We start from the raw sequence: 23241 nt of genomic DNA, 5'->3' as shown, positions 1-23241 counted from the left end.
GGCGTTCGGACCCGGACCGGTGCCGGGATTCAGACGTCGCAGTTCTTGCAGCGGCTGGTGGCGACCCGGTCGGTGTTGCCGTGGGTGGCCCGCAGAGGCGAGCTCTCACTGATCCGGCGCCACACGGAGGGATCGGCGTCGAGGACCCATCCCCACCGTGGGGCGCTGACCCCGCTCGGGTACTGGTGCTGGCAGCCCGGAAGGTGGGCCCTTCCGCTGCTGTGGATGTGGATCTCGCTCACGGGGGTCGCCTCGCCGCGACGACGGTCGGTTCCGAGAGCGCAGGCGCAACCGCCGTCCAGGGGGAGTTCGCAGAAATCACAGCGTTTCATCGCACCATCATGCCGAGAGGGTGAACTGTGCGGAAGCCCCCTTCCGCCATCGCGCCGAACACGTCCGGGCCGTGTGGACCAGCGTCCACACGGCCCGGATCGTCGGGGGTCAGCAGCGGGCGTTGATGGTGCCCTGGATGGAGGACTTCTCGGCGCTGGTCACGGACAGGCCGTAGCGGTGCTTCACGTTGACCCAGGCCTTGACGTAGTCGCAGTGGATCGCGGTGCGCGGCGGCATCCAGGCGGAGGGGTCCCGGTCGCCCTTGGAACGGTTGCTGCTGGCGGAGACCGCCCACAGCTGGGGAGCGGAGACGTCGTTGGCGAAGGCGCGCCGCTGGTTGGCGGACCAGTTGTTGGCGCCCGACCGCCAGGCGTCGTGGAGCGGCACCATGTGGTCGATGTCGAACGAGGACGCGTTGTCGGTCCACACCCCGTCGTACTCGCTGGACCACCGGCCGGACGTCGGCTGGCAGTTGCCGTCCACCTGGACGGTGTGGCCGTCGCGGCGCAGGACGGTCTCGCGCGCGTCGCAGGGGCTGGTGATGACCACCCAGTGCGGGAAGAGGCTGCGGTCGTAGCCCGCACCGTTGTTCTTGGCGCGGACGGTCAGGCCGTTGAGCTGCGACTGCGCCGCCGAGGTGGAGGGGATACCGGGCGGCAGGACGTGGTGGGCCAGGGCCGGGGTGGCCCAGCCGAGGACCGCGACGAGAACGGCGGCGGTGAGGGCGGACAGGGCGCCGACCACCGTCCGGCGTGCGCGGGTGAGGGGGAACGTACGGGGGATCGCGGGCAACGCTGCTCCTTGGGGGAGGAGGGAGTCGGTCGAACCCTCACACCATGGTGTGTCGCGGCCGGTATGACCAGACCCCTCCGCGTGAAATCCGTGCCGTGTTTCGGTGGCGGCACGGTGACGGGGCCGACGGGCGCCCTGTCCCCGACGATCGATCCCACCCGCGTGCGGCGCCCACCCGGCCACGCCGGGGGTGACCGCTCCGTCAGGGGAGGACAGCCCGGTGTGGTCGCTGTGAGTGGGGTCACGGACACCCACGGTCCCACCAGTCACACCTGTAACTTCCGTCACCTGATCGTTTCTTACCGGGGTCGCGGTAAACGATGCCTTTCACGTGGGTGAACCATGCCTAACCTGTGGGTGTCCCCACGGGACCACCATCCCGATTTCCCCGAAAGGCCTGATCCGTGATCTCTCAGCGCAGCGCGGCCGCACTTGGACTGGTGGGCGGTACGGCACTCCTCCTGTCCGGCTGCGGCTCCCCTCAGGGCGGCGGAGCCTCCTCGGAGCCGGTGACCGGAGGCGAGCTCGTGGTCGCCTCACTGCCCGCCGTCATCGATCCGCACGCCACCACCTCGCGTTCCAACTGGATGGTCGCCGCCTCGGTGTGTGAGGGCCTGTTCGCCAACGCGGCCGACACCTCGATCCAGGACGGCCTCGTGGACTCCTACGAGTACGACGTCGACGCGGGCGTGTACACGCTTCGCCTGAGGGAGGGCGTCCCGTTCCACGAGGGCGGCCAGCTCACCGCCGCCGACGTCGTGGCCTCGCTCGACCGCTACGCCGACTCCGACCCGGGTGAGCTCTTCAACAGCCTGGTGGAGGAGGTCGCCGAGACCGACGACCTCACGGTCACGATCACCACCGTCAACCCCACGGGCGCGATCCCCGCCCTGCTCTCCACGCCCGACACCGGCGCCTACGTGATGTCGGCGTCCTCGCTGGAGGCCGCCGGGGACGACGAGCTGTCCTCACTGGACTGCACCGGCCCCTACCGCCTCGACGAGTTCACGGTGGACCGCCAGGCCACGGCCTCCCGGTTCGACGAGTACGCCCCGCGCGACGAGGACCCGGACGGCGCGGCGGGGGCGAAGACCGCCCACGCCGACAGTCTGAAGTTCGTCCCGTTCAACGAGTCGAACACGCTCAACCAGCTGCGCACGGCCGAGGTGAACGTCGCCCCGCAGTTCCTCGGCGTCGACCAGCTGGACGTCTACGAGGCAGACCCCTCGCTCCAGGCGGTGCTGAGCGAGGACTCCGAGTTCTCCATCATGCAGTTCAACCTGCGGTCCGAGCTGATGGGCGACGTGCTCATGCGCCGCGCCGTGCTCAACGCGCTGGACTTCGCGGAGATCGAGACCCAGTACCTCGGCGGAACCGACTACTTCACCGAGGACTCCAGCTTCTTCCCGCCCGGTTCGCCCTGGTACTCCGACGCCGGATCCGAGGCCTACACGGACCGTTCCGCCGAGGAGGCCGAGCGCCTGCTCGACGAGGCCGGGTACGACGGCACCCCGGTGCGCGTGCTCTACCGCCCCTCCAACGACAACTACGGCCCCATCGTCCAGCAGCAGCTGGAGGCGGTCGGCCTCAACGTCGACCTCCAGGCGATGGACGCCGCCACCTTCGGCTCCACGCGGACCGAGGAGGACACCTGGGAGGTGTTCCTCGGCGGGGGCGCGGCCTACTCCGACCCGCTGACCGTGGTCTTCCTCAACGACGACTTCCCCGGCTGGTGGGCCACCGAGGAGAAGGCCGAGCTCATGGCCGCCGTCACCGAGGGAGAGGACACCGAGAGCCGCAAGCCCGCCTGGGACGAACTCCAGGAACTCATCTGGGACGACGTCCCGTTCATCCGCTTCGGCCACGAACCCCGTCTCGCGGTGACCTCCGCCGACGTCGGCGGTTTCGAGGCCACGCAGGGGACCGTCCGGGGCTTCTACAACATCTGGATCGACCAGTAGGACCCCGCCGCCCGGCGGCCCGCCGTACGGCCGCCGGGCCCGGAACCCACCGCGCACGAAAGACTCCTCATGAGAACCACCCTGCGGTCCCTCTCCAGGGACCCGAGCGCGATGACGGGCGCCGCGATCGTCGCGGTCATCACGCTGCTGGCACTCCTCGCCCCCGTCCTGGGCGGCGACCCCGACCTGCTCCGACCGAGCGAGCGACTCCAGGCCCCCGGAACCGGTGGCCCCCTGGGCACCGACGAGCAGGGCCGCGACATGTGGACGGTGCTGCTCCACGGAGCCCGCACCTCGCTCGGCATCGCCGCAGCCTGCACGGTGCTCGCCATCGTCGCCGGGTTCCTCACCGGCGTCGTCTGCGGCTACTTCCGCTGGGTGGACGCGGTCGTCATGCGCGTCATCGACGGGCTGATGTCGTTCCCCAACATCATCCTGGTCATGAGCCTGGTCGGCGTTCTGGGCCGGGGAGTGGGGCCGGTCCTGTTCGGCCTCACCGTGGTCCTGGTACCGCCGATCGCCCGGGTGGTCCGCGCGGCCGCGCTCACCGCGCGCTCCGCGCCCATGGTGGAGTCCGCCCGCGCGCTGGGGGCCCGTGACTCCTGGATCCTGTTCCGCTACGTGGCACCCGAGTCCGTCTCGGTGCTCATCGTCCAGGCGACCATGGGCTTCGCAGCCACGGTGCTGTCCATCGCGGCCCTGAGCTTCCTCGGTATCGGACTGCCGCCGGACGTGCCCAGCTGGGGCGCGAGCCTGTCCGCCGCGCAGCAGTACGCGGCGGTGGCCTGGTGGATCGGGGTGTTCCCCGGTGCGGCGATCCTGCTGACCGTCCTCGGGCTCATCCTCCTCGGAGACGGGCTGCGCGACGCCATGGACCCGCGGGCCCGGCGCCTGGCCGAGCTGGCGCGCTCCTCGAAGTCCTCGGCCCGGTCCTCGCGGCGGGCCCGGACCACCGTCCGCTCCGACGAGAAGGACGGGTGACCCGTGCTCTCCTACGTGTTCAAACGCCTGTTGGCGCTCATCCCGACCGTCGCCGTGCCGATGGTGCTGCTCTTCGTCCTGCTGCGGCTCACCCCGGGCGACCCGGCCGCCGTCATCCTCGGTGAGAACGCCACGGCGACCGAGATCGCGGAACTACGCACCGAGCTGGGCCTGGACGCCCCGATGTGGCAGCAGTTCCTCGACTGGCTCGCCCGGATGGCGCGGTTCGACTTCGGGGAGTCCATCTTCCTGCACGCTCCCGTGGCCGAACTGGTTCTGTCCGCGGCGCTCGTGACCGGCCAGCTGGCCCTGATCTCCATGCTCCTCGCGCTGCTCATCGGCCCCGCGCTCGGCGCCGTCGCCGGAGCCACGAGGTCGAGGGCCCTGGACCGGACCATGGTGGTCGGGTCGGCGGTGGGCGTGGCCATGCCCACCTTCTGGCTGGCCATCCTGATGGTCATGCTCTTCGGGGTGACCCTCCAGTGGCTCCCGGTCGCGGGGTTCACCCCGATCACCGAGGACCCCGTCCAGTACGTGCGCCACATGGCGCTGCCGTGCCTGGCGCTGGGCACCCTGGAGGCGGCCACGCTCTTCCGGTACTCGCGCAACGGCGTGCTCGACGCCAAGCACCAGCCCTTCGTGGCCACGGCCCGGGCCCAGGGCCTGCCCGAGCGCACCATCACCCGCTCCTACGTCTTCCCGGCCGCGCTCGCGCCCCTGGTCACCGTGGTCGGGCTCTCCCTCGCCTCGATGCTCGGCGGAGCGGTCGTGACCGAGAACGTCTTCTCTCTGCCCGGGCTGGGCAAGCTGCTGCTCACCGCCGTCGAACGGCGCGACTACCCGCTCATCGAGGGCTGCATCTTCTTCATCGCGGTGGCCTTCGTCCTCGTCAACCTGCTGGTCGACGTGGTCGCCGCCACACTCGACCCCCGGATCAGGCTGGAGGCCAAGGAGTGACCACGAACTCCACCGACGACATCCTGCTGGACGTGCGCGGACTCGACGTCGACGTCCTGACCCCGGAGGGCCCGCGCCGCGTGGTGCACTCCCTCGACCTCACCCTCCGTGGTCGGGGCACCCTGGGCATCGTGGGCGAGTCCGGCTCGGGCAAGTCCATGACCGCCACCGCCGTCATGGGCATCCTCCCCGAGACGGCGCGCGCCTCCGGGCAGGTGCTCTACCGGGGCCGCGACCTGCTGTCCCTGCCCGACCGCGAACGGCGCGCCATGGCCGGACGGGAGATGGGCTTCGTGTTCCAGGAGCCCATGAGCGCCCTGCACCCCACCAAGACCATCGGCGGGCAGATGGCGGCGCCCCTGCGCCTGCACCTGGGACTGACCCGGCGCCAGGCCCGGGCGCGCAGCGCCGAACTCCTGGACCTGGTCGGGATCCCGCCCTCCCGGGGCGTCCTGGACGCCTACGTGCACCAGCTCTCGGGCGGCATGCGCCAGCGCGTCATGATCGCCATGAGCATCTCCTGCGAGCCCGCCCTGCTCATCGCGGACGAACCCACGACCGCGCTCGACGCCACCATCCAGAAACAGATCCTCGACCTCCTGGCCGACCTGCGAGAGGAACTCGGGCTGTCCGTGCTGCTCATCAGCCACGACCTGGGACTGGTCTCCCGGTACACGGACGACGTCGTGGTCATGCTCGACGGTCACGCCATGGAGTCGGGCCCCACCGACCAGGTGGTGTCCGCACCGGAGTCCGGCTACACCCGCGGCCTGCTGGAGGCCTCACCCCGGCTCGGGCACAGCCCGGACCGCCTCCCCGTCATCGACAAGAGCCGATTCACCAAGGCGGTGCAGTGATGAGCACGACCGACGGCGCCGCGGGAGCCGAACCCGTCCTGCGCATGGAGCACGTGACCAAGAGGTTCCGCCTCGGCGGGGTCCTGCGCCGCACCGCGCACGTGGCGGTCCGGGACGCCTCCCTGGAACTGGGCCGCGACGAGGTCCTGGGCCTGGTCGGCGAGTCCGGTTCGGGCAAGTCCACCCTGGGCCGCATGGCCATCGGACTGATCCGGCCCACCTCGGGCTCGGTGACGGTGCTGGGCCGGGACATCCTGTCCATGCGCCGCTCCGAACTGCGGACCTACCGCCGCCGCATGCAGATGGTCTTCCAGGACTCGTCCAACTCCCTCAACCCGCGCATGACCCTGCGCGAGCTGCTGGAGGAGCCCTACCGGGTCCAGGGGCTGCACACCCCCGCCGAGCGGGAGGGTCGGGCCCTGGCGCTCGCCGACGAGGTCGGGCTGGCCCGGTCCTGGATGGGGCGCCTGCCCCACGAGTTCTCCGGTGGCCAGCGCCAGCGCGTGTCCATCGCCCGCGCCCTGGCCCTGGAACCCGAACTGATCGTCGCCGACGAGCCGGTCTCGGCACTGGACGTGTCCGTGCAGGCCAAGGTCCTCAACCTGCTCAAGGACATCCGCCGGGCGCGTGGCCTCTCCCTGCTCTTCGTCAGCCACGACATGGCCGTCGTGGACTTCATGTGTGACCGCGTCGCCGTCCTGAACGGCGGCCGGGTCGTCGAGTCCGGGCCCACGTCCCAGGTGCTCCGCGCCCCCGAGGACGACTACACACGCACTCTGATCGAGGCCGTGCCCCGACTCTGACCGCACGTTCCCGCCCGTCCCGCCCCCTTCCGCTCTGGAAGAAGGAGAACATGACCACCCGACACGCGCAGGCGAAGCATGCCCTCATCCGGGGACCCGTCCCCGAGACCGAGGGGAACCGGGCCGTGGTGCTCGAACCCTACGGGGTCGACCGCATCCCCACCTACGACTACGTCCAGGAGGAGTACCTCGTCTCCGGCACGGCCACCGACGACCCCTACAGCACCCGCGTCCTCATCCGACGTCCCGCGGACATGTCGCTGTACACGGGGCGGGCGCTGGCCGAGGTGAGCCACATCTGGGGCGGGAACTCGGTGTGGCGGGCCTTCAACCGCCAGATCATGCGCGGGGGCTTCATCTGGGTGGGCATCGACTCCCAGGCCCCGTCCGCGCTCGACCTCATCAAGGGGGTCGACCAGCGCCGGTACGCGGAGATGACCTTCTCCTCCGGGGAGCTGGCCAAGGACTTCGCGGGCAGTATCCCCTTCACGGAGAACCCCACGCCGGAGGTGCTGGCCCGCGAGTACGACGAGTTCAAGGAACGGTGGTGGCGGGCCACGCCGCAGTCGTTCGAGATCATCGCCCAGGTGGCCAACGCCCTGAGGGAGGGCCTGCCCGGCCTGCCCGAAGCCGCCGTGCGCACCCTGCTGTTCGCGGGGATCTCCCAGACCGGCGGTGTCGTGCGCAGGTTCGTGGAGCGCCACCACGCCGTCCTGCGACGCCCGGACGGAGGACCCGTCTTCGACGGGTACATGCCCTGTGCGTCGGGAGGGCCCGCGCTGCCGGACGTGGACGTGCCCGTCATGGAGGTCCTGGGGGAGGCCGAGTTCCAGTCCGTGCGCTGGGCGTGCGGGGTCTCGGGCCAGGTACGGGGGCTCACGCACCGCAGGCCGGACTCGCCGTTCTTCCGGCTGTACGAGGTGGCCGGGATGGCGCACCGGGAGACCCGGCACATGAGTGACCGGGACCGCGAGCGGCTCCGGGACTGCCCGCTCCCCGAGGGTGCCCGGTGGTCCACCTTCCCCAACTCCCACGTGTACAACGCCCTGCTGGAGTCGCTGTCCGCGTGGGCACGGGGCGAGGCGACACCCCCGGCCTCCCGCCTCCTGGAGACGGAGGGCGACACCGACACCGTGCTCAGGGACGGGATCGGCAACGCCAGGGGCGGGCTCCGCACCACCCACACCGACGCGCCGCTCTCCACCCTGGTGGCAGCCACCCCGATGGGTCGACCCTCCTGGTACCACGGCAGTGAGACCCCGCTCGCTCCCGAACGGCTCGTGGAGCGCTACGGGGACGCGGACGGCTACCGTCGCGAGCACTCACGGGCCCTGGACCGCATGCTGGCCGACGGCTTCGTCCGGCCGGAGGACGCCGAGCAGCTGCGGCTGGAGGCGGAACTGGTCGACTTCTGACCGGTGCGGATCCCGTTCGGCGCGTGTGCGGGCCGGGGCCCGGGGAGGGGGTGGGACACCGGGCCCGGTGTCCCACCCCCGGGCCTCACTGCACGAGCCGGGTGAGGAACTGGTGTCCCAGTGAGTAGACGGTGCCGAGTCTGATGCGGTGGCGCACCAGCCTGCCGTCGCGCACGGACTCCAGCAGCCCGGCCTCGCGCAGGCGTCGCAGGTGTCGGGAGACCTGGGGTTCGGTCATCCCGACCCGCGCCGCCAGCTCGCCGGTGGTGCAGTGCTCGTTGACCAGGTGTCGGCACAGCACCAGGCGGGCGGGGTCCGAGAGCACGGCCATGCGCCGCTGCAACTCCTTGAGGGGGACGTCGATGGTGCCCATCTCGGTGATTGGGAACTGCACCACGATGGGCAGGTTCGCGCGGGGCTGCGCCTCCTCGAACTTCACCACCAGGTGGGGGCGGGTGAACAGGCTGGGCACCAGGACCAGATCGCGTCCCGCACAGGAGACGAAGGCGTTCTGGAGCTTGTCGTAGGCCACCTGCGCGGTCTGCGGCAGGTAGTGGCCGCCCGGTGTGAGGGAGGCCAGCACGACCCCGAGCCGGTCCTGGGAGAAGCGCCCCCGCACCTCGTGTCCGGCCGTGGCGAGCTGGGGCAGGGTCGCCTCCCAGCGGGCACGGAAGAACGTGTCGTGGCAGTGCTGGAGCAGGTCGGACAGGTTCTGGCGGAAGGCCGCACGGTCCGCCAGGAAGAGCTCGCCCAGCTCCTCGCGCTCCTCGCTCTTGGCTCGGCAGACCTCCAGGAACTCCGCACGGTGGTCGTGGGGGTCACGCAGGCCGTAGTAGCGCTCCCAGCTCCCGCTCGCGATGGTCTCCGCCACCATGGAGTCGAACACCGGCGCGGGCATGGCGTTCATCAGGGCCAGCTCGTCCTGGAACGTCGCGGGGTGGCTGGTGTCCAGGGGCAGCAGCGCGCGCAGTCGGAACCTGGCCCACAGGGGCGCGAAGGTGCGCAGGCGCCGCTCGGTGGCCCGGTCCACCCCGGACCGCACGGCGCGGATGTCCCGGCTCGCCCCCGGGTGGTGGCCCGGTTCGGCGACGCTGTGCAGGAACGCCATCAGTTCGGCGAGCGGCGAGGGCCGCACCACCACACGTGAGGCGTCGGTGCTGACCAGGTCGAACACGATGGGCATGCCCAGATCCTAGTGACCCCCGGGACCCGACCCGCCGTGCGCCCCTCGGCGCGGGAACCCCGAGGGATCGGGAGGCTCAGCTCTCGGCGCGCAGGCGGTCGAGTTCGGTGCGCAGCTCGGCGGCGAGGGCCACGGCGCGGTCGAGCCCGCCGTGCGGGGCGGGCTCCCCGGACGGGACGGCCGACGGAGCCGGGCCAGCGGCCAGCGACGGACCCGGCGCGATCCGCACCTGGTCGGTGGCGCCGTCCGCCTCGATGTCGAAGACGACGCGGTCGGAACGGTGCCAGCTCTCGAACCACTCCAGGGGCAGGCCGTCCTGGTCGAAGGTGCCGCCCTCCAGGAGCAGGAGCGGGACCCCGTCCGGGACCCCCAGCTCACGCGCGATGCGCGGGTCGGCCGGGACGGCGCGGATCTGTCTGCGGCCACTGCTGGGCACCGCCCCGAAGCGGACCTCCATGAGCCGGTGCAGGGAGGCGTTGGCCAGCATGGCCGAGTCCAGTTCCGCGAAGCGGTCCGCCGGGAGCCAGGTGCGCACGTAGGACAGGGCCTCGTCGTCCACCGACCGGACGCGCTCCAGCCGCAGCAGCTCCTCGGTCACCAGGTGGTGGACGGCGGAGGGCGGGCCGGTGCGGGTCCGTTCCAGGGAGAGCACGGCGGTGCGCAGGCTCAGCCCCTCGGCGGAGAACTGGTCGAAGAGCCCGGTCACCCGCTGCACGAGCCGGTGGTGTTCGGTGGGGACCGCGGCGACCGGAGCCCGCCCCCGGGTCCGGCGGACCGATCCCTCGTCCTCCAGGGTGGCCAGGGCCTGGCGGACCACACTCCGGGAGACACCGAAGCGCTCACGCAGGGCGGCCTCGCTGGGCAGGGCGTCACCGGGCGGGATCGAGCGGTCGCGGATCTCCGCGCGCAGGGCGTCGGCCACCTGGGCGTGCAGGGGCCGGGAGTCGGAGCGGTCGACAGGCATGGCCGTCATTCTAGGGCGTGTGGCGCGGGAGCCACGGAGCGCCGGAGCATCTCCGGCCGCGTCCGACGGGCCGCCGGACGCGGCGCGCCCCCGTCCCCCTCCGGTTCCGGGGGACGGGGGCGCGCCGTGGTGCGTCCGCCCGGTCAGGAGGCGGTGGCCTTCCACACGTGTCCCCAGCCGGGAGCGAGCTCGGCGGCCCGGCGCAGGGCCAGGACCAGACTGGCCTCGCGGGCGATGCCCTGGCCCGCGATGTCGAACGCGGTGCCGTGGTCCACCGACACCCGCACCACCGGAAGCCCGGCGGTGATGTTCACGCCGTCGTCGCCGTAGACGGCCTTGAAGGGCGCGTGGCCCTGGTCGTGGTAGCAGACCGCGACCAGCTTCCACTTGCCCCGGACGGCCGCCGGGATGAGCGCGTCGGCGGGGATCGGCCCGTGGGCGTTGATCCCCTCGGCGCGGGCGCGTTCGATGGCCGGGGCGAGCACGTCGGCGTCCTCGTCGCCGAACAGGCGGTTCTCCCCGGCGTGCGGGTTGAGCCCGGCCACGCCGATGGGCTCGTCCGCCTCACCCTGGGCGCGGGCGAAGGCGCTCATCAGCCGCAGGACCTCCAGGGTGCGTTCCTGGGTGACGTCCTCGATGGCGCGGCGCAGGGAGACGTGCGTGGTCAGGTGGAAGAAGGACAGCTCACCCGCGGACAGCACGAGGCTGTAGTCGCTGACGCCGAACTCGTGCGCGAGCAGCTCGGTGTGGCCCGGCCACTGGTGCCCGCCCAGGTGCATGGCGGCCTTGTTCAGCGGGGGAGTGACGATCCCGTCGACCAGGCCCCGCTTGGCGAGGTCCACTGCCTCGATCACGAAGCGGGCCGCTCCGTCGCCCGCCTCCGCGCTCAGTTCGCCGTAGGGCACGTGGCCGAGCGAGGGGCCGGTCTGCACGACGTCGATCACACCGGGTGCGTCGGCCGCGTCGGCGGGTGAGCCGATCGGGTTGACAGCCGACGCGTCCCCGCCCACGGCGGTGACGGCCCTGCGCAGGGCGTCCGCGTCACCGACGACGACGGGCCGGGACAGTTCACGGACCTCCGGGTGGTGGAGGAGCGCCTTGGCGGTGATCTCCGGACCGATACCCGCGACGTCGCCGAGGGTGACCGCGAGGGTGGGGCGGCTCATGTGCTGCTGCCTTTCGTGTTGCGGACCGCGTCAGCGGCCTCGATGAGGGCGGTGGGGGAGCCGAAGCCCCCGGCCTTGGTGACGATGGCCAGCCCCTCGCGGGGGCCGCCCGCCAGGGTGCCCAGCGGGATGCCCGGGGCGACCTCGCCGGTCAGGGCGATGGCCCTGGCCCGGAGGGACGCGGTGAGGGCGCGGGCCCCGTCGCCACCGGTGACGACGAACCCGGACAGCGGGTACCGCTCGGCCACGCGCGCGGCCAGCTCCCCGAAGCGCCGGGCGACCAGGGCGGGGTCGAGCCCGCTGGTGCGGTCGTCGGGGGCCACGAGGGCGGTGTGCGGGTGGGAGGGGTCGAAGGTCTCCAGGACCCGGTCGGACCACTCCCGCCAGGCGGTGTCGTCGGCCAGCGCGTGGGCGTCGGGCTGCTCCACCCGTGTCCACTCGTCCGCCAGGAGCTCCGCGACCTGTCCGCGCGCGGCCTGGTGGAGGGAGGTCACCACCACCAGGGCCGGGCCGGGCTCCAGGACCGGGCGCCAGGTCTCCGCCAGCCGTGTGGCGAGGCCGGCCGAACCCACGGGGACGGCGCGGTCACCCAGGAACGTGACGGCGGCGGCGACCCGGGCCAGGTCGGCGTCGGTCTCCGCGTCGACGACGGCCACGGGCGCGGCGTCGCGGAGCAGGGCGGCGTTCCGCTCGGGGTCGTCACCGGTCAGCCGGACGTACCGGGCGTCCAACAGCTCGGCGATCCGGCTCTCGGTCACCGGGGAGACCGGGTCGTCCCCGACGGCGGTCCGGTGGACCTCGACCCCGTCCACCAGGAGGACCCCGTCGCGGACGACGCGGCCGTTGGCGGGGAAGGCCGGGCAGACCACGGCGACGGTTCCGGGCGGGGAGACAGACAGGACCCCGTCGATCTCCGCGCGGATGGGGCCGCGCAGGGTCGAGTCCACCTTCTTGTAGACCAGGTCCGCGCCCGCGTCGCGGAGCCCGCGCACGGCCTCGGCGGCCGCGGAGGCGGCCCGCTCCGGCGGCAGGGCGCGGGAGTCGGTGGTCACGGCGACCACGTCGGAGGTGGACTCCGCGGTGCCCAGCTGGAGTTCGGTGCTCCAGCCGGCGCGTACGAACTGGACGGCGGTGTCACCCGCGCCGGTGAGGTCGTCCGCGACCACGGCCACGCGTGGTGTGCGTGTGTGGGTCATGACCGTGTCTCCTCGGGGTCGGTGTGGTCGGTGGCCGTGGTGGCGGCCTCCTGCCGTTCCGCGATCTCCTGGCGCTCGGCCTCGGCGGGCGAGGCACCGGCCCGGCGCAGCACCCAGGTGGTCACCAGCGGCGCGAGCAGGGCGGTGACCAGGACGCTCGCGGCGACCTGGGTGGTGGCGGTCCCGGCGTAGGAGAGGAAGGACGGGTCGGCGGCGGCGATGATGGCCGGGGTGGCGACGGCGTTGCCCGACGCGGTGCCCGCGGCGAAGCCGATCCCCGACTCCTTGCCGCGCCGCAGGAGGAAGCGGTAGCCGAGGTAGACGAGTCCGCCGGTGACGAAGGTGATCGCCACGCCGAGGAGGATCCCGGACAGGCCGCCCCTGGCCACGTCCGCCAAGTTGATGCCGGTACCCAGGGCGAAGGCGAAGAACGGGATGACGATCGCGGGCACCGGGGTGAGGAGCTCACGCCACTGCGAGTCGATGTTCCCGACGAGGACGCCGAGCAGGAACGGGATGATCGCGGCGAGCAGGGTGAGGACGGGGATCTGGCCGATCCCGGAGGCGCCGATGAACAGCAGGGCGAAGAAGGGACCGTCGTTGACGGCGCCCGCGATGTAGGCGCCCCGGTCCTTCGTCCGTCCGTACTGTCCGGTCAGGGCGAGCCAGAGGCCGCCGTTGGCGTTGGTCGCCGCCGCGAGCATCGCCATGATGGAGATGCCCAGGACGCCCTCGGGGCCGGTGACCATCGCCAGGGCGATGATGAGCAGGCCCGGGATGACGCTCTTCCCGAGGAGGACGACACCGGTGGTGGCCAGCACCGGACCGCTGGTGCGGAGGGTGACCTGGGTGCCCGTGGCGAAGATGAGCAGGGCGATCAGCGGCATGGCGCTGTCCTTGAACAGCGCGGTGGTGAAGCTGCCGATGTCCAGGGCCGCCGGAGCGAAGGTTCCCAGGACCGATCCGAGGACGAGGGGGATGAGCATGGCCCCGCCGGGGACCTTGTTCATCCATTTGAGGAGGGGTACCAGCGACCCCTGGCTGTCACGCATAAGAGTCCGTTCACATGGGACCGGGATCGTGGACCGACGTCACACACGGCACCGGTACACGCGTTGTCCGTACAGATTGTACGTACAATTTCGCGAGAGTCCACCGAACAGGCACAGAACTTCACAACACGGATGACCAGGGCGTCCCCGTCGGGGCCGTTCCTAGCCGCGTGTCCGGGACCTCGGCATGGGCGGGATCGGGCGGTCGATCCGCGCGTTCCTGCCCGCCTGGCGGGGCGCGCGGCCGTCCCGGACGCACTCCAGGACCTCCTTGACCGCATACCGCCCCGCGACCTCGAAGCTCCAGCGGTTGGAGTCGATATCGCTCCACAGCGCGTCGCGGAGCACGATCCGCGTCGCGTAGGCGGACCTGCCCCCGCCGCGGAGCTCCAGGCTCGTACGGACGCCCTCCCCGAAGGCGCGCCTGAACTCCTCAGGGAGGGGCTCGTCGGGGCGGGGGCAGGTCGCGGGCAGATCGTCGACGAACTCGAAGTCCGCTCCGCTGCGCGCGGGTTCGGCGTCCAGCCACACCAGGGCGAAGTAGCCGGGGCACGCGGTCTGCATGACGTTGCGGACGAACACTCCGGTGACGGTCCGGGGGAGTGGGGGGAGAGGAGGCAGGGGGTTCGGGGTGAGGGGCATGGTCCCTTTCTAGCCCCCGGCCTGCTGCGGATCGTGATCCAAATGTGGTGTCCCGGGGCGTTGGAGGGTTGCGGGTCCGTCGGAGAGACCTGACCGGTGCCCGCCGGAGACCCCGGGGAGCCTCCGGCGGGCACCGCCTCACCCCAGGCGCCCGAGGAGTTCCGGCAGGTCGCCCTCGTGCGCGACGGTCAGGCGCCTGGTCGCGCGGGTCACCGCCACGTACAGGTCGTTCGCGCCGCGCGGCTGGGCCAGCAGTTCCTCGGGGCGCACCACGATCACCGAGTCGAACTCCAGCCCCTTGGACTCCGTCGCGGTCAGCACCACCACGGCGTCCCCGGGCGCGTCGCGCCCGCCCGGGTCCGCACCGGGCAGCGCGCCCGCCACCTCGGTCAGGGAGGCGTCGGAGGTGATGACCGCGATCCGGCCCTCACCGACGGCCTCCCGCTCCCCGGTGACCAGCGCGGACAGCTCGCGCAGGTCCCCGATTCGGACGGCGAGGGGGGCGTCGCCGTCCTCGCGCACGGACTCGGGAACCTCCTGGTCGGGCGCGGCCGCACGCAGCACGTCGGCGGCGACGGCCATGATCGGCGCCGGGGTCCGGTAGTTGACCCTCAGGTGCTCCACGTGCACCTTACCCGGGGCGTACGGTTCCAGGGCGGCCTCCCAGGAACCGGTCCCCGCCGCGCTGCCGGTCTGGGCGACGTCCCCGACGACGGTCAGGGACCGGGTCGGCACCCGGCGCATCACCGTGCGCCAGGCCATCGCGGACAGCTCCTGGGCCTCGTCCACGATCACGTGCCCGTAGGCCCAGTCGCGGTCCGCGATGGCCCGGTCGGCGGTGCTCAGGTCCGGGCCGGTGTCATGGTGGCGGTCCGCGAGCAGGTGCGCGTCCAGCCCCTCCCTCGGATCCTCCGTCAGCCCGGTGAGGTCCAGGACCCCCTGCGCGTACCGGACCTCCGCCTCCCGCTCGGCGTCCCGCCGCCGCTGACGGGCCCGCAGGTGGCTGTCGTCCCGGCCGAGGAGGTCGGCGGCCTCGTCCAGGAGCGGGACGTCCTCGACGGTCCAGGGTGCCCCCGACGGGCGGGCCAGCCGTGCGGCGTCCGCGACACCGGCCCCCGTTCCCACCCTGAGCAGGGCCTCGCCGTCGGCGTACAGGTCGCGGAGCAGCCGCTCCGGGGTGAGGTCGGGCCACAGGGCGTCCAGGGCGTGCTGGACGGGTTCCTCCTGCCAGAGCCGTGCTCCCACGTGCGGGAGGTCCTCGTCGGAGACCGGGCGCCCGAGCCGCTGGGACTCGACCCGCGCGAGCTCGCCGAGCAGCGTGTTCACCAGGTACTTGCGCGCGGTGTTGTGGGGCAGCCGCAGGTTCCGGGTGGTCTCCAGGACGTGTGCGCACACGTCACCGGGCACGACGAGGGTCCCCGCGTCGGTCTCCACGCGCAGGTCCGCCTCTCCGAAGGCGCGCAGGGGCGATCGCTGTCGGTCCCGGACGGCGGCGCCCACGAGGTCGACCATGCGCGGGGACCCCTTGAGGGTCGCGACGGCGTGGGGGTCGCGGGCGGAGGCCTCCACACCCGGGAACAGCTCACCGACCGTGCGCATCACCACGTCGGTCTCCCCGAGGGAGGGCAGGACGTCTCCCACATAGCGCAGGAACGCCGGGTTGGGCCCCACCACCAGGACGCCCCGGCGCTCCAGGACCCGCCGGTGCGTGTAGAGGAGGTAGGCGGCGCGGTGGAGCGCCGCGACGGTCTTGCCGGTGCCCGGACCGCCCTGGACGACCAGGACTCCGGCCAGACGCGCGCGGATGACCCGGTCCTGTTCGGCCTGGATGGTGGAGACGATGTCGGCCATCCGTCCCGTGCGGCCCCGCTGGAGGGAGGCGAGCAGGGCCGCCTCACCGACCAGTTGGCGGCGGTCGCCCTCGGTGAGGCCGTCGACGTCGAACACCTCGTCGTCCAGACCGACGACCCTCCTGCCACGCACCCTGAGGTGGCGCCGCCGGGTGACCCCCTCCGGGGCGCTGGGCGTGGCCGCGTAGAAGGGGCGGGCGGCGGGGGCCCGCCAGTCCACGAGGATGGTGTCGTACTCGGCGTCGCGCAGCCCGATCCGCCCCACGTAGCGTGCCTCGGTGTCCCCGGGGCCGTGGGAGACGTCGATCCGGCCGAAGCACAGCCCCTCCTCGACCGAACCGAGCTGGGCCCGGCGGCGGGCGTGCTCGTAGGAACGCGTCTCGCGCTCCACGATGGCGGCGTACCCGGCGCGTTCCTGGAGGTGGGCGTCGGCCAGCCGCCGCCCGGTCTGGGCGCGCAGGGCGTCGAGGCGTTCGTACATGGCGCTGACACGGATCTGCTCGACCGTGATCGCGGCCTTCTCGGGGGAGGGGGTCGAGCGGTCGGATTGACAGGAGTCCATCTGGTGGCTATCCTTGCGATTAGGAAGTTCTGTGATGGCTATTTTTGTGGGACGTGGATCCCGAAGCTTAGCAGAGCTCCCACTCGTGTGTGTCGGGCCGTGCTCGGTCAGCGCGCCGAACCCTCTCCCGGAACCGGGCGGGGGTTTTTCGTTTTCGGGCCCCTTCTCCGTCTCGCACCCGCTACACTCGGCCCATGCGAACCAGTCCGACCCACCAGGGACAGTGGTGGCGCCGCTCCTAGGCGGCGCACCGACAGTTCGCGTTCCACGAACACCGCAGCGACCGCCCCGTACCGGCGGTCGTTTGTCGTTTCCCGACGGCCCCGGACGGCGATGACCACCGACCGCAGAGCGCCAAAGGACCGGCCGTGAACCCCAGCGACGCACAGACCACCACGTACCGCACCCCGAGCGGCGTGACCGTCCACCGCACCGTCACCCCGTGTGACCCCGAGATCCTGACCGAACTCGTCGCCTCCGTGGAACACCGCCGGGGCGGGGTCCTCTCCTCCGGAATGGAGTACCCGGGCCGCTACGACCGGTGGCACCTGGGGTACGTGGACCCCTGCCTGGAGATCAGCACCCGGGGCCGCCGGGTCACCGCCACCGCCCTCAACGACCGGGGCCGGGTCCTGCTCCCCGTCCTGGCCGACGCGCTCGACACCGTGCCCGGGGCCGCCGACCGCGCACAGGGCCCGGACCACGTCGCCGTCACGGTTCCCGAGCCCGACCCGGACGCCTTCTTCACCGAGGAGGAGCGCAGCCGCCGCCCGAGCGTGTTCACCGCCCTGCGCGCCGTTGTCGCCGCCCTGCGCAGCCCCGAGGACTCCAACCTGGGCCTGTACGGCGCCTTCGGCTACGACCTCGCCTTCCAGTTCGAGCCGGTTGAGCGGCACATCGACCGGGACCCCTCCGACCGCGACCTGGTCCTGCACCTGCCCGACGCGATCGTGGTCCGCGACCGCAAGCGCGAGACGTGCGTGCGTCACACCTACGAGTTCACCGTGCCCGCCACGGAGACCCGCGCCGAGGCCACCACCGAGGGGCTGCCCCGCGAGACCGGCCCCACCCCGCCCGTGGTCGCCGCCGAGGTCCCGCCCGGCCCCCAGCCCGGTTCCTACGCCGAGGTGGTCGCCGAGGCCAAGAAGCGGTTCCGCCGGGGCGACCTGTTCGAGGTGGTCCCCGGCCACCGCACCTACGCCCGCTGCACGTCCCCGGCCCGCTTCTACGAACTGCTGCGCGGGCGCAACCCCGCGCCCTACGAGTTCTTCTTCAACCTGGGCGAGGGGGAGTACCTCGTCGGCGCCTCCCCAGAGATGTTCGTGCGGGTCACCGGCGAGCCCGGCACCGGCCAGCGGGTGGAGACCTGCCCGATCTCCGGGACCATCCGCCGGGGCGAGGACGCGCTGGGCGACGCCGAGAACATCCAGGAGCTGCTCTCCTCGGTCAAGGAGAAGTCCGAGCTGACCATGTGCACCGACGTGGACCGCAACGACAAGTCGCGCGTGTGCGAGCCGGGCAGCGTCAAGGTGATCGGCCGCCGCCAGATCGAGATGTACTCCCGTCTGATCCACACCGTCGACCACATCGAGGGCACCCTGCGTCGGGACTTCGACGCCCTGGACGCCTTCCTCACCCACATGTGGGCGGTCACCGTCACCGGGGCGCCCAAGACCTGGGCGATGCGGTTCATCGAGCAGCACGAGACCAGCCCCCGCCGCTGGTACGGCGGCGCGGTCGGGGTGGTCAACTTCGACGGCTCCATGAACACGGGCCTCACCCTGCGCACCGCGCACATCCGTGACGGGGTGGCGGCCGTGCGCGTGGGCGCGACCCTCCTCTACGACTCCGACCCCGAGGCCGAGGAGAAGGAGACCTTCCTCAAGGCCCGCGCGCTCCTGGAGACGCTGGCCCTGGGCGAGGAGGCCGCCGACGAGACCGCCCCGGCCGTCAGCGCGCCCGCCCCGCAGCCCGGCGCGGGTATGCGGGTACTGCTTGTGGACCACGAGGACTCCTTCGTCAACACCCTCGCTGACTACGTGCGCCGCCACGGAGCCGAGGTCACCACCGTCCGTTACGGGTTCGAGCCCGAGCTCCTCGACCGGATCGCGCCGGACCTGGTGGTCCTCTCACCCGGTCCGGGCCTGCCGGTGGACTTCGCGATGTCGGACCTGCTCGACGCCCTGGCCGCCCGCGGCCTGCCGGTGTTCGGGGTGTGCCTGGGGCTCCAGGGGATGGTCGAGCACGCCGGGGGAGAGCTGCGCACCCTGGACGAGCCGGTGCACGGAAAGCCCGGCCGCGTCCGGGTGTCCGGCGGCCGGCTGCTGTCCGGCCTGGGTGAGGACGGCGCCTTCCCCGCCGCGCGCTACCACTCCACCTACAGCACCCCGGACCTGGTGAAGAACTTCGAGGTCACCGCCGTGCTGGACGGCGACGCCGGTGAGGAGCCCGTGGTCATGGCGATCGAGGACCCGGCGGCGCGCTGGTACGCGGTGCAGTTCCACCCGGAGTCGATCCTCACCGCCAGTGTCGGTGAGGGCATCGTGGCCCGTGTCCTGGAACTCGCCCGGCGCTGAGCCTACGACCTGCGTCACAGTGGCCGCCGCTCACCTGGGGCGACGGCGTGTGAAGGAAACGAACCCGAGGGGTGAAGTTTGATCGGATCGTGACCGGACAGGGGTTGCGTATGGGTACTTTGCTGACTGTCCTAGGAATCATCCTCATTGTCTCCGGTGTCCTGGGGGTGCTGCGCGGGCAGCTCCTCTGGGGCATCATCGCCATCGTCGTCGGACTCTTCGTCGCCCCGGGCTACTTCTACGGCCTGTGACCGTCCGGAGCGGCGGGGATGCCCCGACCAGGGGCCTCCGCTCCCGGGCCGACCACGGCGAAGCAACGGGACGTGTACCCTCGGGGGAGGTCAATCGGCCCCGCCCCACACACGCTCCCGTGCTCCGGAAACCCCTGGTCGCGGCCATGACGCGTGCCCTGGGCGGGGGAGTTGCTAGGAGAGGGTGCCGTGAAGAAGGTCGAGCCCCAGGTCCGCCTGGTTGCACGTCCGCAGGTGGACTACGACGCGATCACCGACTACCTCAAGGAGGTCGGGGGCGAGGCGTGGTTGGAGCGGTTCGACCGGGGTGAGCTGGACGCCCACCTCAACGACCCCCAGAACCTCGCGGAGTTCGCGGGGCGCCTGTGCTACCGCTCGTGGGAGCCGGGCCTGAACCCGAACGTCACGCGGGTGCGCAAGGACCAGGACGCCTACCTGGGCAACATCCTGGCGAGTCTGCACGGTTCGGTGCTGGAGCACGTCAGCTTCAGCTTCGTGCTGCACAACGTCTCGCGGGTGCTCACCCACGAGCTCATCCGCCACCGCCCCGGTGTGGCCGTCTCGCAGGAGTCCCTGCGGTTCGTGCGCCTGACCGACCTCCCGTTCTGGTTCCCCGAGTGGGCCGAGGACGACCCCGAGCTGATGGAGCGCGCCACGGCGATGCTCCAGCAGATGGAGGAGTTCCAGTTCTGGATGGCGGAGCACTTCGGCCTGGACGACGAGGGCGTGAAGTTCGCGGAGAAGAAGCACAAGACCTCCTTCATGCGCCGCTTCGCCCCCGAGGGCGTGGCGACCGGCCTGGTGTGGACCGCCAACGTGCGCACGCTGCGGCACACCCTGGAGGCCCGCACCGCCCCCGGAGCGGAGGAGGAGATCCGCCTCCTGTTCAACCTCATCGGGGAGACCCTGAAGGAGGAGGCCCCCGCGCTCTTCGGTGACTACACCGTCGAGGACGGCGTGTGGGTGCCCCAGCACCGCAAGGTCTGATCCGTCCGGAGCGCCCGCACCCGAACCGGGTGCGGGCGCTTCCTCGTTCCCGGGCCGCGCCGGACGTCAAGAGGCGTGTCATGGGCCGTCATGTGGGGTTCACGGTAGTCCTCCCAGGCCAAGTGGGGTTTTATGGCCGACACTTCCTTGTTCAGGGAGTGGCCGCAGAGCCTTTGCGAGCTCCTGTCGGGGGTACGGGCCCGGCGAGTACGGGGCGCACGTCCCGTTCCGTGAACCAGGAGGTGTGCTCCGTGACAGGAGAACTCGTACCAGAGAACCTCGTCGGCCACCGCGTGCTGGACGCCGAGGGTAACCAGGTGGGCAAGATCAACCAGGTGTTCCTCGACGACGACACCGGGGAACCGAGCTGGGTCTCGGTCCCACACCGGGCTGTTCGGCATGCGGGAGACCCTCGTTCCGCTCCAGGGGGCGCGTCCCGTGGAGGAGGACATCCAGGTCCCCTATGACAAGACGGTCGTCAAGGACGCCCCGCAGGTCGACGCCGAGCGACACATCACGCCGGAGGACGAGGCGCTCGTGCGCGACTACTTCGCGCGACAGGGCGGGTTCCCCCGGCAGGCCCAAGGGGAGGTCGACACCAGGACCGCGGACCCGGACGCCGGGACGGCGGTCCGGAACTCCGGGACCACGGACACGGGCGTGCCTGCGGGGCCCGGCAGCCACGGTGACTTCACGGACCGGCGCGAGGGGCGGGGGGACGAACCGCAGGCCGGCGACCCGTTGGACCGCTACCACGGCGAGGAGCGCCTCGGCGGGTCCCGCGCGGGCGACACCGATGACCTCTCCGTCCTGCGCCACGAGGAGCGGGTGGACATCGGGGTCGAGCGCCGCGAGGGCGGGCAGGCGCGGATGCGCAGGCACGTCGAGACCGAGCGCTTCGAGGAGACCGTCCCGCTGCACCACGAGGAGCTGGAGGTCGAGCGGCGACCCATCACCGACCCGTCCCAGGTCATGGACCCGGGGCACATGGAGGAGGACGAGCGCACCTTCACCCTGTACGAGGAGCGCGCGGTGGTTTCCAAGGAGGAGGTACCGGTCGAGGAGGTCCACGTCCGCAAGCGGGACGTCACCCGTGAGGAGCACATCGAGGGCGAACTCCGCAAGGAGCGCATCGACTTCGAGGACGAGGACGGGCTCCCTCCACGGGGCCCCGACGACGCTCCCTGACCCGACACGTCGTTCACGCGACCTCCGAGTGGCCCCTCGACCGAGGGGCCACTTGCCTGGGGCGGGTTCCTCGGTATTTTTGGTATACCGCTACCAGGAAGGCTGTCATGACCGAGCAGAAGCCCCCCACGATCTTCCGCGACGTTCGCCCCATGGGCGGCGACACCGTCGACCTGGTGGTGGTCGACGGGGTGGTGGCCGAAAGCGCCCCCGAGGGTGCGGTCGAGGTGGTCGACTGCGGCGGGCGGATCGCCCTGCCCACGCTGGTCGACGCGCACATCCACCCGGACAAGACCTCCTGGGGCGAGCCCTGGCAGTCACGCCGCCCCGCGAAGGGGATCGCCGAACTGGGTGAACAGGACGCCGAGTTCTTCCGGACCTGCCCCAGCCCCGTGGCCGACCGCGCCGAACGCCTCATGGGCCACGCCGTCACCCGCGGCACCCGGGCGATGCGCGCGCACGCCGACATCGCCCCCGCCTACGGGCTGGACGGGCTCCACGGCGTGCGGGAGGCCGCCCGACGCCTGGCGCACGCACTGGACGTGCGGATCGTCGCCTTCCCCCAGCACGGGGTCCGGCGCGCTCCCGGCACCGACGCCCTGCTGGCGGAGGCGCTGCGCACCGGCGCGGCCGATCTGGTCGGCGGGATCGACCCCGAGGGCTTCGACGGCGACCTGGACGGCCAACTGGACCTCGTCTTCGGCCTCGCGGACCAGTACCGGGCGGGGGTCGACATCCACCTGCACGACAGCGGCTCCGTGGGTTCGCGCACCATGTGGGCGATCATCGAACGCACCCGGGCCCTGGACATGGGCGGCCACGTCACGGTCAGCCACGCCTTCGGAGTGACCCCGGCGGCCGAGGACTTCGAGGCCGTGGCGGCCGGTCTCGGGGAGGCCGGGATCGCGCTCACCACCGTGGCCCCGGACCCCTCCCGTGTGCTCCCGGTGGCGCGGCTGCGCGAACACGGCGTGCGGGTCGGCGTGGGATCGGACGGAGTCCGTGACTCCTGGAGCCCGTTCGGGGACGCCGACATGCTGCACCGCGCCCACCTGCTGGCCAGGGCGCTGCGGGCACGGCTCGACGACCAGCTCTCGGACGCCTTCCTCACGGCGGCGCACGACGGAGCGGCCCTGGCGGGCCTGCCGCGCGCCGACTTCACGGTGGGTGCGCCCGCCGACTTCCTGCTGGTGGACGGCGAGTGCCTGCCGCAGGTCGTGGTGGACCTGCCCCGGCCCCACACCGTCGTCCGCGCGGGCCGGGTCGTCGCCCGCGAGGGCGGACTCCTCTGACCGCCTCCCGGAGCGGAAGAAATCTGAAAGCATTGCGCACTAGGTTTCCTGACTGACGGACGCCGGGGCGGCGGTGGTGACACCATGAGCCCAGGTGCGGACGTGGACCCGGGCGCTGCCACCCGGGTACCCGGAGTGGTCAGGACGGGACCACTCGTTCGTTCGGGCCGGTCAGGACGGGACGGGCCCGTGTACGTGGGGGCGGCGGTGAGTAGGAAGAGCGCTGACCGCCG

General features: G+C 72.0%; 19 protein-coding genes and 1 pseudogene. 11 read left to right on the top strand and 9 right to left on the bottom strand.

All coding sequences use genetic code 11. The features are described 5' to 3' along the window. Positions 1-29: 29 nt before the first annotated feature. Together AC0VYM_RS18805 and AC0VYM_RS18800 are read right to left on the bottom strand one after the other, a co-directional pair. Positions 30-332 (bottom strand): hypothetical protein, encoded by a 303-nt coding sequence (locus AC0VYM_RS18805; RefSeq protein ID WP_475453984.1) that lies wholly within the window; start codon positions 330-332, stop codon positions 30-32. A gap of 109 nt (positions 333-441) precedes the next feature. After that, positions 442-1125 (bottom strand): HNH endonuclease family protein, encoded by a 684-nt coding sequence (locus AC0VYM_RS18800; protein ID WP_475453982.1) that lies wholly within the window; start codon positions 1123-1125, stop codon positions 442-444. Between the two features lie 404 nt (positions 1126-1529). Between AC0VYM_RS18800 and AC0VYM_RS18795 the strand changes: the two genes are divergently transcribed. The 6 genes from AC0VYM_RS18795 (at position 1530) to AC0VYM_RS18770 (ending at position 8099) form a co-directional block, all read left to right on the top strand. Next, positions 1530-3086, top strand: a complete 1557-nt coding sequence (locus AC0VYM_RS18795) for an ABC transporter substrate-binding protein (RefSeq protein WP_475453980.1) — start codon at positions 1530-1532, stop codon at positions 3084-3086. Between the two features lie 69 nt (positions 3087-3155). Then, positions 3156-4067: an ABC transporter permease gene (locus tag AC0VYM_RS18790; RefSeq protein ID WP_475453978.1), complete on the top strand. Its 912-nt coding sequence runs from the start codon at positions 3156-3158 to the stop codon at positions 4065-4067. Positions 4068-4070: 3 nt separating this feature from the next. Next, the gene (locus tag AC0VYM_RS18785) at positions 4071-5024 is read left to right on the top strand and encodes an ABC transporter permease (RefSeq protein ID WP_475453976.1); all 954 of its coding nucleotides are present in this window, start codon (positions 4071-4073) and stop codon (positions 5022-5024) included. Then, on the top strand, positions 5021-5881 hold the full coding sequence (locus tag AC0VYM_RS18780; RefSeq protein ID WP_475453974.1) for an ABC transporter ATP-binding protein: 861 nt from the start codon (positions 5021-5023) through the stop codon (positions 5879-5881). Before AC0VYM_RS18785 ends, AC0VYM_RS18780 begins: the two co-directional genes overlap by 4 nt. Next, on the top strand, positions 5881-6684 hold the full coding sequence (locus tag AC0VYM_RS18775) for an ATP-binding cassette domain-containing protein (RefSeq protein ID WP_475453972.1): 804 nt from the start codon (positions 5881-5883) through the stop codon (positions 6682-6684). The genes AC0VYM_RS18780 and AC0VYM_RS18775 overlap by 1 nt, the downstream gene beginning before the upstream one ends. A 50-nt stretch (positions 6685-6734) precedes the next feature. Further along, the gene (locus tag AC0VYM_RS18770; protein WP_475453970.1) at positions 6735-8099 is read left to right on the top strand and encodes an alpha/beta hydrolase domain-containing protein; all 1365 of its coding nucleotides are present in this window, start codon (positions 6735-6737) and stop codon (positions 8097-8099) included. 85 nt (positions 8100-8184) lie between these two features. On the opposite strand, the gene AC0VYM_RS18765 is transcribed toward AC0VYM_RS18770, so the two are convergent. The 7 genes from AC0VYM_RS18765 to AC0VYM_RS18735 form a co-directional block, all read right to left on the bottom strand. After that, positions 8185-9282 carry an ArsR/SmtB family transcription factor gene (locus tag AC0VYM_RS18765; RefSeq protein WP_475453967.1) on the bottom strand — a complete coding sequence of 366 codons (1098 nt, stop codon included), beginning with the start codon at positions 9280-9282 and terminating at the stop codon, positions 8185-8187. A 76-nt stretch (positions 9283-9358) separates the two neighbouring features. After that, complete coding sequence (locus tag AC0VYM_RS18760) at positions 9359-10255, bottom strand: GntR family transcriptional regulator (RefSeq protein ID WP_475453965.1); 897 nt, start codon at positions 10253-10255, stop codon at positions 9359-9361. A gap of 134 nt (positions 10256-10389) precedes the next feature. Next, positions 10390-11412, bottom strand: a complete 1023-nt coding sequence (gene pdxA / locus AC0VYM_RS18755) for a 4-hydroxythreonine-4-phosphate dehydrogenase PdxA (protein ID WP_475453963.1) — start codon at positions 11410-11412, stop codon at positions 10390-10392. Beyond that, entirely contained in the window at positions 11409-12608 is a 1200-nt protein-coding gene (locus AC0VYM_RS18750; RefSeq protein WP_475453961.1) for a four-carbon acid sugar kinase family protein, read from the bottom strand. The genes pdxA and AC0VYM_RS18750 overlap by 4 nt, the downstream gene beginning before the upstream one ends. Further along, positions 12605-13660 carry a 2-keto-3-deoxygluconate permease gene (locus AC0VYM_RS18745; protein ID WP_475453959.1) on the bottom strand — a complete coding sequence of 352 codons (1056 nt, stop codon included), beginning with the start codon at positions 13658-13660 and terminating at the stop codon, positions 12605-12607. Before AC0VYM_RS18745 ends, AC0VYM_RS18750 begins: the two co-directional genes overlap by 4 nt. A gap of 162 nt (positions 13661-13822) precedes the next feature. Continuing rightward, entirely contained in the window at positions 13823-14302 is a 480-nt protein-coding gene (locus AC0VYM_RS18740) for a hypothetical protein (RefSeq protein WP_475453957.1), read from the bottom strand. 138 nt (positions 14303-14440) lie between these two features. Then, entirely contained in the window at positions 14441-16714 is a 2274-nt protein-coding gene (locus tag AC0VYM_RS18735; RefSeq protein WP_475453955.1) for a HelD family protein, read from the bottom strand. Positions 16715-17082: 368 nt separating this feature from the next. On the opposite strand from AC0VYM_RS18735, the gene AC0VYM_RS18730 reads away from it, so the two are divergent. The 5 genes and pseudogenes from AC0VYM_RS18730 to AC0VYM_RS18710 all read left to right on the top strand — a co-directional run bounded on the left by AC0VYM_RS18730 (position 17083) and on the right by AC0VYM_RS18710 (position 23008). Then, positions 17083-19290 (top strand): anthranilate synthase component I, encoded by a 2208-nt coding sequence (locus AC0VYM_RS18730; protein ID WP_475453953.1) that lies wholly within the window; start codon positions 17083-17085, stop codon positions 19288-19290. A gap of 110 nt (positions 19291-19400) precedes the next feature. Beyond that, complete coding sequence (locus AC0VYM_RS18725) at positions 19401-19541, top strand: GPGG-motif small membrane protein (RefSeq protein WP_475453951.1); 141 nt, start codon at positions 19401-19403, stop codon at positions 19539-19541. Between the two features lie 189 nt (positions 19542-19730). Beyond that, a complete protein-coding gene (gene thyX, locus AC0VYM_RS18720) occupies positions 19731-20528 on the top strand; it encodes an FAD-dependent thymidylate synthase (protein WP_475453949.1) in 798 nt (265 codons plus the stop codon). 251 nt (positions 20529-20779) lie between these two features. Continuing rightward, positions 20780-21716: pseudogene (locus tag AC0VYM_RS18715) on the top strand (PRC and DUF2382 domain-containing protein). A 107-nt stretch (positions 21717-21823) separates the two neighbouring features. Beyond that, positions 21824-23008, top strand: a complete 1185-nt coding sequence (locus AC0VYM_RS18710; protein WP_475453947.1) for an amidohydrolase — start codon at positions 21824-21826, stop codon at positions 23006-23008. Positions 23009-23241 lie beyond the last annotated feature (233 nt).

The sequence above is a fragment of the Nocardiopsis sp. iso_237 genome (genome assembly GCF_056173345.1).
Note: the sequence above shows the minus strand (reverse complement) of the source record. Positions and strands in the feature narration are given on the sequence as shown.